This window comes from Aquabacterium sp. (genome assembly GCF_021768455.1).
Taxonomy (GTDB): domain Bacteria; phylum Pseudomonadota; class Gammaproteobacteria; order Burkholderiales; family Burkholderiaceae_C; genus Aquabacterium.
This window is the reverse complement of sequence record NZ_JAIZVX010000017.1, coordinates 12,469-27,355: the sequence shown is the minus strand read 5'-3', so window position 1 is coordinate 27,355 and position 14,887 is coordinate 12,469. Positions and strand designations below refer to the sequence as shown.

General features: G+C 61.6%; 13 protein-coding genes. 1 reads left to right on the top strand and 12 read right to left on the bottom strand.

Annotation, left to right across the window (positions count from 1 at the left end; genetic code table 11):
- Nucleotides 1-4: 4 nt before the first annotated feature.
- Complete coding sequence (locus tag QZ994_RS04145; RefSeq protein ID WP_290868633.1) at nucleotides 5-1,873, bottom strand: acyltransferase family protein; 1,869 nt, start codon at nucleotides 1,871-1,873, stop codon at nucleotides 5-7.
- Complete coding sequence (locus QZ994_RS04140) at nucleotides 1,870-2,883, bottom strand: acyltransferase (protein WP_290868631.1); 1,014 nt, start codon at nucleotides 2,881-2,883, stop codon at nucleotides 1,870-1,872. The genes QZ994_RS04145 and QZ994_RS04140 overlap by 4 nt, the downstream gene beginning before the upstream one ends.
- A gap of 326 nt (nucleotides 2,884-3,209) precedes the next feature.
- Between QZ994_RS04140 and QZ994_RS04135 the strand changes: the two genes are divergently transcribed.
- Nucleotides 3,210-4,649 (top strand): O-antigen ligase, encoded by a 1,440-nt coding sequence (locus tag QZ994_RS04135; protein ID WP_290868628.1) that lies wholly within the window; start codon nucleotides 3,210-3,212, stop codon nucleotides 4,647-4,649.
- A gap of 6 nt (nucleotides 4,650-4,655) precedes the next feature.
- Here the strand turns inward: QZ994_RS04135 and QZ994_RS04130 are convergent, their stop codons facing one another.
- The 10 genes from QZ994_RS04130 to QZ994_RS04085 all read right to left on the bottom strand — a co-directional run bounded on the left by QZ994_RS04130 (nucleotide 4,656) and on the right by QZ994_RS04085 (nucleotide 14,643).
- Nucleotides 4,656-5,747: a WecB/TagA/CpsF family glycosyltransferase gene (locus QZ994_RS04130; RefSeq protein WP_290868625.1), complete on the bottom strand. Its 1,092-nt coding sequence runs from the start codon at nucleotides 5,745-5,747 to the stop codon at nucleotides 4,656-4,658.
- Nucleotides 5,740-6,915, bottom strand: a complete 1,176-nt coding sequence (locus QZ994_RS04125) for a glycosyltransferase family 2 protein (protein WP_290868622.1) — start codon at nucleotides 6,913-6,915, stop codon at nucleotides 5,740-5,742. The genes QZ994_RS04130 and QZ994_RS04125 overlap by 8 nt, the downstream gene beginning before the upstream one ends.
- 27 nt (nucleotides 6,916-6,942) lie before the next feature.
- On the bottom strand, nucleotides 6,943-8,154 hold the full coding sequence (locus QZ994_RS04120; RefSeq protein ID WP_290868619.1) for a glycosyltransferase family 4 protein: 1,212 nt from the start codon (nucleotides 8,152-8,154) through the stop codon (nucleotides 6,943-6,945).
- Complete coding sequence (locus QZ994_RS04115) at nucleotides 8,151-8,714, bottom strand: serine acetyltransferase (RefSeq protein WP_290868616.1); 564 nt, start codon at nucleotides 8,712-8,714, stop codon at nucleotides 8,151-8,153. Before QZ994_RS04115 ends, QZ994_RS04120 begins: the two co-directional genes overlap by 4 nt.
- Before the next feature lie 43 nt (nucleotides 8,715-8,757).
- Nucleotides 8,758-9,450: an exosortase-associated protein EpsI, B-type gene (epsI, locus tag QZ994_RS04110; RefSeq protein ID WP_290868613.1), complete on the bottom strand. Its 693-nt coding sequence runs from the start codon at nucleotides 9,448-9,450 to the stop codon at nucleotides 8,758-8,760.
- Nucleotides 9,451-9,456: 6 nt separating this feature from the next.
- On the bottom strand, nucleotides 9,457-10,287 hold the full coding sequence (locus QZ994_RS04105) for a polysaccharide biosynthesis tyrosine autokinase (RefSeq protein WP_290868610.1): 831 nt from the start codon (nucleotides 10,285-10,287) through the stop codon (nucleotides 9,457-9,459).
- 49 nt (nucleotides 10,288-10,336) lie between these two features.
- Nucleotides 10,337-11,764, bottom strand: a complete 1,428-nt coding sequence (gene epsF, locus QZ994_RS04100; protein WP_290868607.1) for a chain length determinant protein EpsF — start codon at nucleotides 11,762-11,764, stop codon at nucleotides 10,337-10,339.
- Entirely contained in the window at nucleotides 11,761-12,660 is a 900-nt protein-coding gene (xrtB, locus tag QZ994_RS04095) for an exosortase B (protein ID WP_290868604.1), read from the bottom strand. Before xrtB ends, epsF begins: the two co-directional genes overlap by 4 nt.
- 4 nt (nucleotides 12,661-12,664) lie before the next feature.
- A complete protein-coding gene (locus QZ994_RS04090; protein ID WP_290868600.1) occupies nucleotides 12,665-13,597 on the bottom strand; it encodes a GDP-L-fucose synthase in 933 nt (310 codons plus the stop codon).
- A gap of 245 nt (nucleotides 13,598-13,842) precedes the next feature.
- A complete protein-coding gene (locus QZ994_RS04085; protein ID WP_290868597.1) occupies nucleotides 13,843-14,643 on the bottom strand; it encodes a WecB/TagA/CpsF family glycosyltransferase in 801 nt (266 codons plus the stop codon).
- Between the last annotated feature and the right edge of the window lie 244 nt (nucleotides 14,644-14,887).

Here is a 14,887-nt window from a genome sequence, read left to right as displayed (position 1 = left end):
GGCATCAGTCTTCACTGATGTGGCTGAGCAGGAGGGCAACCCCCTCCACCGTGAGGTGGTCTCGGTCAAAGTAGGTGGGGTGGCCATTGGCAGCGAGGGTGCATTGGCCACCCGGGCAGATGCGTTCGACGGCAGACAGGTAACCCACAGCCGCCGGCAGTGCCGTGCGCAAGGCATTGTCCAGAACCCTGCGATCTGAGCGGAACAGGCGATGTGCGAGTGGCAGGCCGGTGATGTCCTGGTAGGCGAGCAGCAGCGGCACGGGAACAAAAAACTCGGGGACTGGGCCGATGACTGTGACCTTGCCCACATGCCGGCGAAGGTAGGCGGACGTGGCAATCAGGTCGGCCACCTCGCTTTGTTCCCACCTGCCCGTCAACACCACCTCCGAGATCTCGTGGCCGTACGCGGGGACCCAGCGCTGGAGCATCTCCTCCATGAGTTGGGTGCAGCGGGGTTCTCCTGTGGTGTGCAGCAGCGGGCGGCAGCCCACGGCGGTGGCTTGCATCACGTGGGCCGTGTCACCAAGCACCTTGTCATACCCGGTGACCAGGTTGGCGGCATGGCTGTCTCCCATCAGCAGCACATTGCGCTTGCCGGCCTCTGGCCGTGCGCAGCGTGAGGGATCGAAGGTCAGCGAGCGCGCATTTTTGGGGGTCAGAAAGCAACTGTCGGCGTGGAAGAACGACACATCTGTGCGCAGTGCGTGGCTGTATTGGCTGGCCAGCGGAAAGCGCCTCCAAAGTTCTGAAGACATGTGCTGCATCAGCACAAAGAACCCGACCAGCATCACCGACACCACGGCGTAAGTTTTGAACACACGCCTGGGTGGCAGGGTGGGGGTCATTTGCCTGAAAGGCTGCTCGACCAGGCGCCAACTGAGCCAGCCCAGTGCCACGCTGATCAGGACGACACCGGCTTTCACTGCTGCGGCGTGCAGAGACAGCACCATGGCCGCCAGGGCCGTCACGGGCCAGTGAACCAGGTAGGCAGAGTAGGAGATCTTCCCCATCCAGGTCAAAGGAGGCAGGCGGAGAAGCCAGTTCACAGGCCCGCCGTAGCTTGCCGAGAGGATCAGCAGCAGCGTTCCCAGCGTGGGCAGCAAGGCACCCTGGCCTGGAAAGGGCATTTGCGGCGTCGAAGTCAACATGCTGCCGACGACCAGCAGCAGCCCGATTGGCCCCAGCACCGGCCTCACGAGCCCTGGTACCTGTTCAGGCTTCACCAGAGCCAGCAGACCGCCAGCGAGAAGCTCCCAGGCGCGGAAGACGGGCAGGTAAAAGGCGGCTTGCTTGTCTGCGCTCACAGCCCAGATCGAGGCCAACAGAGAGGTCAGCAGCACGCCACCCAGGATGGGCCGAAGGGGCAGGTGTCGCCGGTGAAGCCATCCGACAAGCACCGGCAGCACCAGGTAGAACTGCTCCTCCACGGCGAGCGACCAGGTGTGCAGCAGCGGATTGCCCTCGCCGTTGAAATAATCGGTGGTGGCATAGAACCAGACGTTCGCATAGGCGAACTGGCTGGCCATGAGCGAGTGAAGCAGATCGCCAGACAGGATGGGGGGCGTGATGACAAAGAACACCAGGGCGACGAAGACCAGGGTCAATGTCAGTGCGGGGGCCAACCGCAAGATGCGCCTTTGGTAGAACTTGGCCAAGGAGAAGCTGCCCTGGCGAATCTGGTTGTCAAGGATGCCCGTGATGAGGTAGCCGGAGATCACAAAGAAGACATCGACCCCAACGAACCCGCCTCGGATCCAGCCAAAACCGGCGTGGAAAAAAATGACGGCCGTCACCGCCAGCGCCCTCAAGCCGTCAATTTCCTTGATCTGATGAAATTGCCGAACTGCAAGGGCGCTGGGGGCGGTTTTCACGTTCTGGGCTGCTTTCTGCCCACGAGGTCCCTGGGGGAGGTTCGCGTGATTCGCTTCCCCCATTCAGTCAAGGGTGCTTCAAAGTAAAAGGTGGAGAGGTGTGCCAAGCCCCACAGCGCCACAAAAAGAAGAGGGCGTTTGAGATAACGGGTCAAGGGGTCGCCTTCGCCCAGCCAGGTGTGGGCGAGGAAGGGATGAATGATGTACAGCGCAAACGAAATGCTGGCGACATACGCCAGCCAGGGCCGGGACAGGCTTTTTGCGAGGGTGTGGCCCGGGTTGAGCAGGGTGTAGCCCACCAGCATGGCGGCCAGGTAGGGGCGGGCGTAATTCAAAGGGCCGCTGGCTTCGGCGCAGGACGCCACAAACAGCACCGCCGTGATGGGCCACGGTGTGTCTCGAATCAGCCACTTGACCTTGTCTGGCAGCTTGTTGTGCAGGGCCAGCGCCAGAATGCAGCCGGCCATGATTTCGTCGGCTCGGAAATACGAGACCGATGACGCATAGGCCTGGTGTTGAATCCGATAGGCCGTGATGGCCAAGGCCGAGGCCACCAGGATCCAGGTCGCCCTGCCGCGGGTGAGCAGGCACCACAGGGCCATGGCGACGTAGAACTGCACCTCCAGGCAAAGGCTCCAAAGGTGGGCTGTGGCCGGAATGAAGCGCTGTGGCGGCAGGTTGGCGTAGAACAGGAGCACCGCACGCCAGTTTTCAGGGGGTTGCGCAAACCACCACAGCACAATCAGGCTGTAGACATAAAACAGTGGCAACACCCGGGCAAAGCGCCGGACGATGAAGGCGCCGGCATCCGGGCGTTGAAGCAGGAACTCGGTGATCAGGAAGCCCGACAGGATGAAAAAGATGGCCATGCCCATCATGCCGGTCAGCAAGTTGATGTGCCATGCCTTCGGGCCCAAAGGCAGCAAGTGGGTGGCCAGCACCAGCAGGATGCTGATGCCGCGCCATCCGTTCAACGAGGGGTAATGGTGGTGTGCAAGAGGCGGGTGCATGGCTGGACTCTGGGGCGTCATCGCGCAGCGAGTCGTGTCGTGTCGTACGATGGTCCCGCGCTGACCTGCGCGACAGTGTGGCGGCAAGTGCTTGCCCTCGTTTCCGATCTGAATCGGTTCTCGCCGTTTTTTTCATTCCGTTTCGGTGGTGTCGCAGTGCCCCGACACTTTGTGTGCGCGCAAGCTTCGTGCCGGCCCACTTCATGCCGGGTTTGTGGCCTTCTGTCCCGACTTCGGAGGCGCACGTCTCTTTGTGTGGTGTCTCGATGTGGGTTCAGTGGTAGTGTCTGACCTGTCGCTCTCCGGCCTCTTGTTGCGCCTCGCCCATGCTTTCCCAAACCGATCCCAGGCCATCTCTGTTCGGCTTTCTGTCATCCAAACACTGGCCTGCCGTCAGCGGGCGCCAGATGCTGCTGGGGGCCGGGGTGATTCTGACCTGTCTGGTGTTTGGCTTCGTGACAGCCAACTTCACGAAGTTGTTTGGTTCCAGCCCCGCGAAATTGGCGGTCTTGCCGATTTTGTTGGTGGTGTTGATGCTTTTTGCGCTCAACCCACTCAAGTTCTTCCTGGGTGCGCTGTTGCTGCGTTCGGCAGGCGACCTGGTGTTCGATTCGATGCGCCTCCCGATCGGCGGCGGTGCCGGCTTGGGAGGGGTGCTCAACTTCATGATGTTGGGCATCGCGGTGATTGTCGTGATCAAGGACAAGCCGCAGGCGTCTCGCAAGCACGTGATGCTTTGGCTGCTGTTGTTGCTTGGTTTGCTGGAGGCCGTCGCAGTTTCTCCTTTGCGATCGGAGGCCATCCGGCTTTATGTGGGCATGTTGACCAATTTCGCTGTCTTCGTGATCGCGTTTCACGTCAAGCCACGAGGGGAAAGTGCACTGAAGTTTGGCGCCAGCCTCACCATTTGGTCTTCTGTTTTGCCCACTCTCTATGGCCTGTACAAGGCGGTCGCCCTTGCCGCTGGCGGCATGGGGGGCGAACGACTTGCCAGCACCTTCGCGCATCCCAACATTTACGCGTTTTATCTTGTCCTGGTTCTGACCTTGCTGCTGTATGTCTTGCGGTCATCCGATTGGCAGTTGGGCAGCCGTCAGCGTGCAACGGTGTGGGCCTATTTCCTGCTGCAATCGGCCATGCTGGGTTTGACCATGACCCGCAGCGCGTGGATCGGCTATGCGGTGGTCGTTGGCGTGTATGCCTTGCTGTATGAACGCAAGTGGCTGATCTTTCTCGTTTTGCTTCCCGTGATCGGCATGATGGTGCCGTCCATCCGTGATCGGGTGATGGACCTTGGGGAAGGCAACGAGGTCGTTCAATACGCCAAGCTCAATTCGTTCGCATGGCGCGTGGCGCTGTGGCAATCTGCTTTTGCCGCAATGGACCTCAAGGCGTATTTGATCGGAAATGGTCTGGAGTCATTCCGGGTCATGTCCGTGTCCTTCTTCAGCATGTCAGGCGGCACGCTTTGGGGGTCTCACAGCGTTTTCGTTCAGGTGATTTTCGAACTGGGCTTGCTCGGTTGCATTCCGGCGGTGTTGTTGTATGTGCGCGTGTTCAAGGATGGCCTGATCACCTCCAGGCGCGAGAAGGTGGCAGGTTTCACGGTGATGGCGATCGTGATTCAGTACCTGGTCACCGCCGCTGCAGACAACCTGTTGTATTACCTCGTCTACAACTGGTATTTCTGGTTTGTGCTGGGTTGCGCCGCTGCCGACACGTTCAATTTGGCCAGCCCCTCCCGGGGTGAGCCCAAGCTCGTTTGAGCGAGTTCAGCGAATGGAGGCGATGTAGTCAGCACGCATTGCCGTCAGCCACGACCGCAGGGAACGATCGAGGGAGATGATCTCGAACGGTTGCGATCGTTTGAGTTGCAGCCCATAGAGCAACTGAAGGGTCCCCAAGGCATGGGCGTCCAGGCTGGTGAGGTCCTTCGCATCGATCACCACCGGGCCTCCGATGGTGGCGACCTCCTGGCATGCGTTTCTCAGCAGGTGAACGTTGTGTTGGGACCAGGCCCCAGACAGGCTCAGGCGTACGCCGGCGCCATGCGGAGAGGTCGCAACGTGCAACGTGCCCGGTGTGGTGTCGCGGTGGGCGCGAGGGAGGCGACAGGTCAGTGCCCGGAGGAGGGCCTGCATCACGGCCGTGCCATCGCTCAGATAGCGGCGCCAGAGCTTCGGCTCTTCCTTGATGCGCCACACCCATTCCAGGCCAAAGTTTTGCCAGAACTGGGGGGCCCGTTTCACCGTCCCGGCGCAGAAATTCACCACGGCACCAAGGTGGCTGATCACACATGGGCGCAGCGCGGTGAGGTTGTGCTGAATCCAGGCCTGGCCCTTCTTGGCACCCAGGGCCACGAGGACAAAGTTCGGTTCGCTGGCGTTGATGTGGTCGATGACCTCTGCCGAACTCATTTGCGAAACGGTTCCGAATCCAGGGCAATGCCAGCCGACCGCCTGCACGTCGTTGCCATGAAAGCGTTCGTTGATGCGCTCGGCCGCCTTTTGGGCAACGCCATCGGGGCCGCCGAACAAGAAGGTTCGCAGCCCGCAGGCCGGGCGGTTGAGCAAGCGGTAAAACAGGTCTGAGCCCGCGACCCGTTCAGGCATCGTCTGGCCGAGCATGCGAGCGATCAGGACAATGCTCTTGCCATCAGCCAGAGACAGGTCGCTCATCAGCACAGAGTTTCGAAACTCCGGGCTCTCGAAGCTCATGGCCAGGAAGTTGAGGTTGGGCGTGGAGATGAAGCACGACCGTCCCTCACGCATGGCCTGCACGACCTGCTCCTCGGCATCGTTTGCTGTGATGACGTCGAAGGGCAATCCCAGCACGGAGACAACCCGGCGCTGGAAATCAGTCATGTTTGTCACCGCGTTTCGACCTCACCCATTCCACCTGTCTGGCCGTGAGGAATTTGGCATAGAGCGGCAGCTTCCAAAGCACATACCCCAGGGCTTGCCCGATGTCTTTGGCTGAGAGGAGGTCACGCCCCTGGCACCACCACGCGGTCAACAAGGCGGAGCCCAGCGCGACGGCGCTCAGCAAGCTCACCATGAACGCCGTGGGGTACCCGAGCAAGGCCATGGGCATGGTGATGACCAGCATGGCCACGGCCAGCAGGGTCAGCAAGGTGATGGGAGGGACGCTCAGGTCCAGGCCCATGGCCAGGGTCGCGCTGCGGGGGCGGCGAAGGAAGCCCAGAAGCAAGGCGGGGAGAGCCTGAAGGATGAGGGACAGGTGCCCGTGCTCCCAGCGGGTGCGTTGCTTCGCCTGTGCGGCTTCGTCGACTGGAAACTCACTGAGGACGAGTGCATCTTCCACAAACAGCGGAGGTGTGCCTGCAGCGGCCAGAGCGATGCCCAGTTGCATGTCTTCCACAAGGTGGCCCGATGCCAGGCTGTGCTGTTCAATCTGTTGCCAGGGAAATCCCATGCCTGTGCCCATGAGTTGACAGGGGAGACCAAGGGCGGCAAAACCTTTGGGTCTGACGTGATTCTTGACTCGCCATGCGAACTCGGAAAACCGTTGTTTGACCGATGCCGCATGGCGATGGCGCATCAGGTAGAGCGCTTGCGTGGGGCGTTGCCGCAAGATCGTGCGGCGCACGAGGGTGTCGATCGCGGCGGGGGCAAGGGTGCAGTCGGCGTCGACGATCAGAAGCACGTCACGCGGAGAGCTCTTCAGGTGCTGGAAACCGAAGTCCAGCGCATAGCCCTTGCCACGCAAGGTGTCATGTTGCCTCTCAAGCACTTCCGCACCAAGCGAGCGTGCGATGGCGGCGGTGTCGTCAGAGCAGTTGTCGGCCACCACCAGCAACCGGTCTTGTGGCAACAGCTGTGCTTTCAGGCACTGGAGTGTGGCGGCCAGTCCGCCGGATTCATTGTGCGCAGGCACCAGCACGGCGACGCTTGGGCGCTGCCCGTCGTCTTCTGTCGCCGGGCGCGGAGCGCGGCTCACCGCGGCCGCAACAACTTGTGCGGCGAAGACCAGGCAAGGAATGGTCAGGGTGAGTGCCGCCAGCAGCAGCAAGAGGCTCAGGAGGGCCATGCGTTGTGATCAGAATGAGGACGGGGTAGAGAACAAACGAGCCAGTACACCGGCTTCGTGATCGACATCGTGCAGTTGGGTCACCAGGGTGCGGCCGTGGGCGCCATATTGGCGAAGGGTCTCGACCGGGGTGTTGAGGGCGCTGCTCATGGCATCGACCAGTTCTGGCACGGATCCCGCGGTGATCAGCCAGCCATCATGCCCACCTTTCACCAGTTCGGGGATCCCGGCGATCTGGGTGGTGATCACGGGGCGCTGGAGTGCCAGGGCTTCCATGATCACGACGGGCAAGCCTTCTGCAAAACTGGGCAGCACCATGGCGCGAGAGGCCAGAAGCAACTCTCGAACCTGCGCGCTGCTGATCCAGCCCGTGATCTGCACCATGTCTTCGAGGCCGTGCTCTCTGATCAGAGATTCGATGGCTGGGCGCATTTCTCCATCGCCAGCCAGGACCAGTTTGAAGTGCTGGCCTCGGGCCTTCAATTCGGCGGCCGCGTGGATGAGCAGCAGTTGCCCTTTTTGTTCGCACAGTCTGCCAATGCAAAGCAGTTGAGGGACATCGGGCACATCTGTCACGTGCAAGGTGTGAAAGTCTGGCTCCAGTCCGCAGCGCACGACCTGGATTTTGGGCCACTGGCTCACGTCACACCAGCGGTAGAGTTGGCTGCGGCAGAAAGAGGTGATGGCCACCACAAACCGAGCTCGGTTGATTTTTTCCGTCAGATGGATGAACTCGGGTTTGTCGAATTCTTCCGGCCCGTGCACGGTGAAGCTGTAGCCGATGTCGCCAAGGAGGGATGCCAGCATGGCCACGGTGGTGCCGTTGGTGCCGAAGTGGGTGTGAACGTGTTCGATACCCTGCGCACGCATGAGCGTGTGCAGCCGGCAGGCTTCAAGCAGGTAAACAAGGTACAACCAGATCGGTCGGTCGCCGCGGCGCCCCAGTCGCAGGGACTCTTTCAGCGCCAGGGCAAACCGACCTGGCCGCTGAAGCGCCACCGCCAGGGTGTCGGTCAGCAGTCGCCACTTGGTGCGACCGAGCAAGTAGGTCGTCCTTGCCTGTTCTTCGCGGTCTTTGGGGTCGACCGTTTCGGCGTCCCAGCCTCTCAGCGCCAGCCGATAGACGGGAGTGCCCGCTTTCTCAAGGGCTTCGATTTCGCGCCTGATGAAGCTGTGGCTGACCTTGGGGTATTGGTTGACGAGGTAGGCGACGGAGGTCATGTTTCGGTGGTCGGGGCTGTGAGGTGCATCAGGATGCGTGCTGGCGCCCCCACTGCGGTAGCCCCATCGGGAATGTCGTGAAGGACAACGGACATGGCGCCCACACGGGCGCGATCACCGATGCGGATGTCTCCCAGCACCTGTGCATAAGCGCCCAGTTCGACATCATCTCCGATGTATGGAGAGGGGCCGTTGGTGTGTCGGTTGCCGATGGTCACACCCTGACGCAGGGTGCAGTTGCGCCCCAGCCGAGCCTGGCTGTTGACGAACACGTTGCCAAAATGCCATATGCGCAACCCACCCTTGGCCTGCAGGCCCAGAGGAAGGCTTACGCCCGTGAGCATTTCAATGAAGCGAAAGCACAGCCACCAGAGCGTCAGGACCGGGCGCCGGATGGGGCTTGGCAGGCGCTCCAGCATGCCGCCCAGGCGAAACCATGCCACCGCCCACAGCGACTGCTCTTTGAGCAGGGCTCCCCATCCTCCGTAACGAAGCAGGTCGTCACGCAAGGCGTGCCAGTGCTGTGAGGCGGTGACGGGGAATTCCGTGGTGTGGCTCATGACGTCGATGGGCGCCTCATAGGCCGCAGGCAGGTGCTGGACATCATCCCTGCATGAGGGTCTGGCCGACCAGCACTTCAACCACTTGAGGCTTGTTGCCTGTCAGCAGGGCGTCGATGAACTGTGCGTGGAGTGCGTAGTCGTTCTGCTCGGTTCGGTGGATGGTGGACACCCGAACCAAGATCCCGTCCGGGATCACGCCTTGCAAACCGTGCTTGAGGGTGGAAAGGTTTTGTTCAACCCATCCTCGGACGATGTCATTGCCTGAACGGATCCAGTAACTGATGTACTCGACCCGAGGGCCTTGCGTTGCAATGAGTTGCATGACGGGCAACTGGTGCGAATGGATGCTCAGGCTGCGGTTGCTGGTCTTGCTGATCTGGAAGCCCTGCGCGGAGTAGCAGGTTTCCGGTTTGTGCACTCGCAAGGATCGGCTTTGGTTGGCGCCATAGGCCAGGGAGAGCATGACGCTTTGCCCGGTCGACGTGTCGACATAGGTGCGCGCCAGCGTGTCTGAGTAGAGCGTGTCGAGGGTTGCCTGGAGGTCTGGGCTCACGATGGCCCGTTGCTGACCGTCAAGCTGTCGCCAGGTACCGAACTGCCTGGGCACCAGATCATCCAGTGATCCTTTGCCTGCTCGCGCCTGTGCCGTGTTGGCCTTGGGTGTGAGCCGGTAGGCTGCAGCAATCGACGCGGCTGCCCCTCCTGCGAAGATGAAAGTCCGACGGCGCAACATGAAGGATCAGTGCTCGTTGAGAACCAGGCCTGCCACGTTCACCTTGACGCGCTGCAGGCTCTTGAGCAGGTTCTTGACCGGGGTGATGCCCGATTGCCCCTTGCGTCCGACGATCAGGGCGGCACCCGCAGCGGCCGCAACCGCCTTGCAGTCTGCACCGTGTTCCGCCGCAGGGGTGTCGATGATGATGTATTCAAATTTCTCGCGCAGGCTGGAGAGCAGCTCCATGAATGCGGGTCTTTGAACCAATTCCAGTGGGTTGGGCGGCACGATGCCGACAGGCAGCAGGTAGAGGTCAGGGAAGTCCTCAAGGGGGCGCAAGACGTTGACCTCGGCGCGCGCGGCAAGGTAGCTGCTCAGCCCGTTGGCGGCCACGGCGTCGAACATCTGGTGCTGGCGCGGTGTGCGGAAGTCTGCGTCGACCAGCAGGGTGCGACTGCCCAGCTGGCTGAAGGCGATCGCCAGGTTGGCCGCAAAGTAGGACTTGCCATCGCCCACGTTGGGACTCACGACGGCCACGGCACGGCGAGAGCCCGGTTGGGCAAACACGGCGTCCAGCAACTGGCTGCGCACATCCCGGAATTCTTCGGCCTGCTCGCTGAAAGGCGCGCTGGCCAGGACGAGCTCTTTGCTGAGTCCGTCCGAGGTTGTGTAGGGGTAATCGAACTGTTTGGACAGGGCCCAAAGCACATCGTCGCGCTTGACCATGCCCAGGGCCACGGCTGCCTCTCCGAACTTCACGCCGTTGGCGCGTTGGTAGTCGAGGATGGTGGCGACCTGGTCTGCGCCGAGGTTGTTGGCTTCCTTGAGGATGTCGCCAATGTTTTTGTCACTCATGTCGGTTCTCTGCGTGTGGCCTGGTGGACTGGCTCATTGAGGCGAAAGATCAGGCGCCAGGGGCGCCGAGTTGCTTGAGCGGCTTGGCACTTGAAAGAGGCAGGAGACGGTCGGAGAAGGACTTGGGTGAAATCACTTTGGACTCCGAAATGGTGCCGAGCATCGGGATGCCCAGTTCCATCACGTCGGATTCACCTCGGATGCGACGGTTGATGAATTCCAGCAGGAAAGCAATGCCCACGCCCAGGATCAGCCCGACCGCAGCACCCAGGATGCCGCTGAGTGCGAGCTTCGGCGACGAGGGCGCGGCAGGCGGCGTCGCGCGTTTGACCACAGACACGTTGGTTTGCGTGCTTTGGCTCTCGATGCCGGTGTAGTTGACGCGGTTGACAAGGGTGTCGTAGGCCTTTTGTGCGCCGTCAACCTCCCGGAGCAGGACGGCCGCCTCGTCGCGCAACTCTTTGAGGCGGAAGACCTTTTGACGTTGTGCTTCCAGGGCCAGCCTGACCTGAGCTTCCCGGGTCTGGTTCACATTGCTGTTGATGGCCATGCTGCTGGTGATGCGGCGTGTTTCCTGCTCGATCCTCGTGCGAAGTTCGGCTGTGGAGGCGCGCTGCTCGCGCACGAGCGGATGCTCTTCCCCGTAGCGGACCAGCAGCTCCTTCAGGCGCCGTTCTTGTTGCGAGAGGTCGGCTTTGAGGTTGCTCAGCAGGCCGTTGTTCAGCACCTCTTGGATGCGGTCGGCGTTGCCGCTGGCCTGGTTGTTGCGCGTGGTCGATTCGGTGGCAACCGCCTGGATCGCGACGAGCTGGCTCGAGAGTTCCGCCAGGCGGGCGTTTTCGATGTCCAGCTTTTCGTCGGTGGCCACGAGGCCCTTGGCGCGCTGGTACTCGGACAGCTTGACCTGGGCCTGTTCGAGGCGCTCGCTGGCTTGCTTGATCTGCTCGCCAAACATGGTGTTGTAGCGCTTGGCCGGCTCGACACGCAATTCGAGCGAGGTCTTGATGTAGTTGTCGACGAACGCATTGGCCATCGCTGCAGCAAATCCCGGTTCCGCCCCCGCGTATTCAATGTTGATGACCGTGGACTCCTTGGCTGGCTTGATGTCGAGGCTCGACAGCAGCAGGGTCGACAGCCAGCTCTCAAAGCTGCCTGCGCCGCCGGTTTTCTTCAGCCATTGCTCGCGCATGGCCGTGTTTTCAAGCAGGTTGAATTGCTTGATCACACCGAGCGCGACGCGTTCGCTTCTCAGGACGTCGACCTGGGTGCCGATGTAACTGGGCTGGACCATGCCCGGCAGGATCATTCCCGCCACAGGATCGGGCGATTTGATGTCGATCAGCACCGACGCCGACGCCGTGTACGTTTTGGGCATCAAGCTGGTGACGGCCAGGCTGGTGATCAAAACAAGCGCGAAGCAAGCTGCAATCAACAAGCGCCATGCCTTGAGCACGGCAAGGATTTGAGCGAGGTTCATGTTTGGGCGGGGCGAGCGGTCTGGTTGAAGAAGAGGCGGCCAAGCAGGCCGTCTGTTCCGATGGTGAGCAAGGTGGCGATGCTGAAAAGGAGTATGCCGGCAAAGCCGTGGACGAATCCTTGGCCCGCTTCATCACCAAAATAGTAGGTGATCAACACCAGGGTGATCACCCGGGTGACGTTCGAAACGAAGGAGATGGGCAGGATCAGGATGGCCAGCAGGAGTTTGCGGCTCGCGCTGGCGTAATTGGTGACGCTCAGGTAGAACACACCGATCGCCTCGAGGCTGAAGATCGAGTTCAGGCCGGCGCAGGCATCCGCCACCAGGAGCTTGTATTGTCCGATGGTGAGGGTCACGCCAGAGCGGGCAATCGGGTAACCGGCCGCGTGGAGCAGGTAGTCTGCCACCCACGACACGGCTGATTTCAAGGGGGCGGTCATGGCCTGAACCAGGCTGCCCGGCAGGGGCACGATGAACAGGATGAAGAACAGCGGAAACCACAGTGCCTTGGTGGACCGCACGCCGAGGTAAGCGATGAGGAGCCCGGCCAGCAGGGGGATTTGTGCCAGCACTTCGAATTCCGGGAACGACTGCGAGCGGCCTACGCTGTAGAGCACCAGGCCGATGAGGAAGACGATGCCGCCGAGCAGGGGGCTCCCGCCATTGGACACGGCCAGGGCATCCGGCCAGCGCTTGTAGAACAACCAGCCCGTGAGCGCCAGCATGACGGGGCCGTGGCCCTGTCCTTCCTGGTTCCAGAACTCGTTGGCCAACATTTGGTAGGTCGGCAGGAACATCGCGGCCAATGCAAGGCCGAGCAGGATCCAGTCCAGTTTGTTGCCCACGAGTCCCTTGGGGGCTGTGGACGACGGAGCTGGCGGGTCCTTGGCAATCACGGGGTCAAGCATGCGTTCTCATCAGAAAATCGGAGTAAGCACGCTCTATGCCTGCTTTGAGTCCGGTGCGCGCCTGCCACCCCAGGGCATGGAGGCGAGAGACGTCCATGAGTTTGCGCGGAGTGCCATCGGGTTTGCTGGCGTCAAAGCTCAGTGTTCCCTGAAAACCCACGACTTCTTTCACGGTTTCGGCCAATTCCCGGATGCTCACGTCGCTGCCGGTGCCGATGTTGACCAGTGGGCCGTCGTAGCCCTGCTCCATCAGGTGGACGCAGGCATCGGCCAGGTCGTCGGCATACAGGAACTCACGCATGGGGGTGCCCGAACCCCACACGACAAGGGTGTCGTCTCCGCGGACCTTGGCCTCATGGGCCTTGCGGATCAGGGCGGGCAGCACGTGACTCGTCTGCAGGTCGTAGTTGTCGTTGGGACCATACAAATTGGTGGGCATCACGCTGATGTACTGCCGACCGTACTGGTGGTTGTAGGCTTCGCAGAGCTTGATGCCGGCGATCTTGGCGATGGCGTAGGGTTCGTTGGTGGGTTCGAGTTCACCGGTCAGCAGGCAGGTCTCTTTCAGAGGCTGGGGGGCCAGCTTCGGGTAGATGCAGCTGGAGCCCAGGAACATGAGGCGCTGGACGCCTGCCAGGTGGGCGGCATGGATCAGATTGGTCTCAATCACCAGGTTCTGGTAGAGGAAATCGGCCCTGAAGACGTTGTTGGCCTGGATGCCTCCCACTTTGGCCGCTGCGATGAACAGGTAGTCAGGCTTTTCTTGCGCAATGTATTGCTGGACGGCTCGCTGATCGAGCAAGTCGAGCTCCTGCCGTGTTTGGGTCAGGATGTGAGCATAGCCACCCTGCTGGAGGCGCCTGACGATGGCGGACCCGACCATGCCACGGTGGCCTGCCACGAAGATTTTTTCCTGTTGGGCCATCAATCAAAGCCTGTGAAATGCGAAAACGATGAGCAATGGAGGTTCCTGGGGGCAGGGAGTTCCCTGATCCCCCCTGAACGAAGTGCTTGGGGTGCGCGCGGGCGGTGTCAGTGTATCGGCGGCGCGTGACATTGGCGTGCCGTTTGGGCGGGCGCCACACACTCAAGGGCGGGGTGCTGGCCGCCGGGGCGCATTCGGAAACGAAAAACGCCGCGGATGCGGCGTTTTGACGGGGTGAACCGGGTTCAGCGGGGGTGTTCTGATTTGGCCGGGGGCTCGCTGATCACCATTTGCCGCAGCATGTGCGCCACAAACAAGGTGTTGGTGACCAGGTAGCGGCTGGCCAGGCGGCGGGGTTCGCTGGCCAGGCGGTGCAGCCACTCCAGGCCGGCTTTCTGCATCCAGACCGGTGCGCGCTGGATGGTGCCTGCGTGGTAGTCGAAGGCCGCGCCCACGCCGAGCATCACCGCCTGCACCCGACCCTTGTGTGCCTGCATCCAGGCTTCCTGTTTGGGGCAGCCCAGACCCACGAAGACGACATGGGCGCCGGACTCATTGATGTGGTCGACGGCGGCCTGGTCTTCGGCTTCGGTCAGGGCGCGATAGGGGGGCGACACCATGCCGACCACGCGCAAGGTGGGGAAGGCCTTGCCCAGGCGCTCGCGCAGCTGGTCAAGTGTGTCCTGTGAGCTGCCGTAGAAGTAAACCTTCTGGCCCTTGGCTTCGGCCAGTTGCAGGTAGCGCCACATGAGGTCGGGGCCGTTGATGCGCTCCTGGCTGGTGTGCCCCTGGCGGCGCAGGGCCCAGGCGATGGGGGCGCCATCGGGCAGGGCCATGTCGGCCTTCGCAATGACCTTGGCGAAGCCTGGTTCCTGGCTGGCCGTGACCACCGAGTGCACATTGCACAGGGTCACGTAGCGTGACTGGTGCTGTGCACCCCAGTTGAAGATGCGCTGCAGGGCTTCGTCCCAGGTGGTGGCGTCGATGAAGGCGCCCATGACGGCCGCACCCTGGCGGGGAGGGCGCTTCGGGAGGCGTTGGGTCATGCGGGCCACGATCCTTTTCTGATCCACGAAGGATTGAGAGGGGTAGCCGAAATTGGGATCTGGGTGTCTCATGTCCCCCCCTGTTGGGGTTGGCGTGTCAGAAATAGGCTGTGCCACCGAACTGCTGTTTGAAATTCTAGGTGTCGGCTAACGCCTCGCGTTGAGGGTTAGTGCGTGGTTCGGGGGGGGCTTGTCACACAAAGCACCGGTGATTGCGGTGTTCGGTGCGGTTCTCTCTAAGTAG

Coding starts and splice junctions, on each gene's coding strand:
- QZ994_RS04140 (WP_290868631.1), bottom strand. CDS start 2,883: ATGCACCCGCCTCTTGCACACCACCATTACCCCTCGTTGAACGGATGG.
- QZ994_RS04135 (WP_290868628.1), top strand. CDS start 3,210: ATGCTTTCCCAAACCGATCCCAGGCCATCTCTGTTCGGCTTTCTGTCA.
- QZ994_RS04130 (WP_290868625.1), bottom strand. CDS start 5,747: ATGACTGATTTCCAGCGCCGGGTTGTCTCCGTGCTGGGATTGCCCTTC.
- QZ994_RS04120 (WP_290868619.1), bottom strand. CDS start 8,154: ATGACCTCCGTCGCCTACCTCGTCAACCAATACCCCAAGGTCAGCCAC.
- QZ994_RS04115 (WP_290868616.1), bottom strand. CDS start 8,714: ATGAGCCACACCACGGAATTCCCCGTCACCGCCTCACAGCACTGGCAC.
- epsI (WP_290868613.1), bottom strand. CDS start 9,450: ATGTTGCGCCGTCGGACTTTCATCTTCGCAGGAGGGGCAGCCGCGTCG.
- QZ994_RS04105 (WP_290868610.1), bottom strand. CDS start 10,287: ATGAGTGACAAAAACATTGGCGACATCCTCAAGGAAGCCAACAACCTC.
- epsF (WP_290868607.1), bottom strand. CDS start 11,764: ATGAACCTCGCTCAAATCCTTGCCGTGCTCAAGGCATGGCGCTTGTTG.
- QZ994_RS04090 (WP_290868600.1), bottom strand. CDS start 13,597: ATGGCCCAACAGGAAAAAATCTTCGTGGCAGGCCACCGTGGCATGGTC.
- QZ994_RS04085 (WP_290868597.1), bottom strand. CDS start 14,643: ATGACCCAACGCCTCCCGAAGCGCCCTCCCCGCCAGGGTGCGGCCGTC.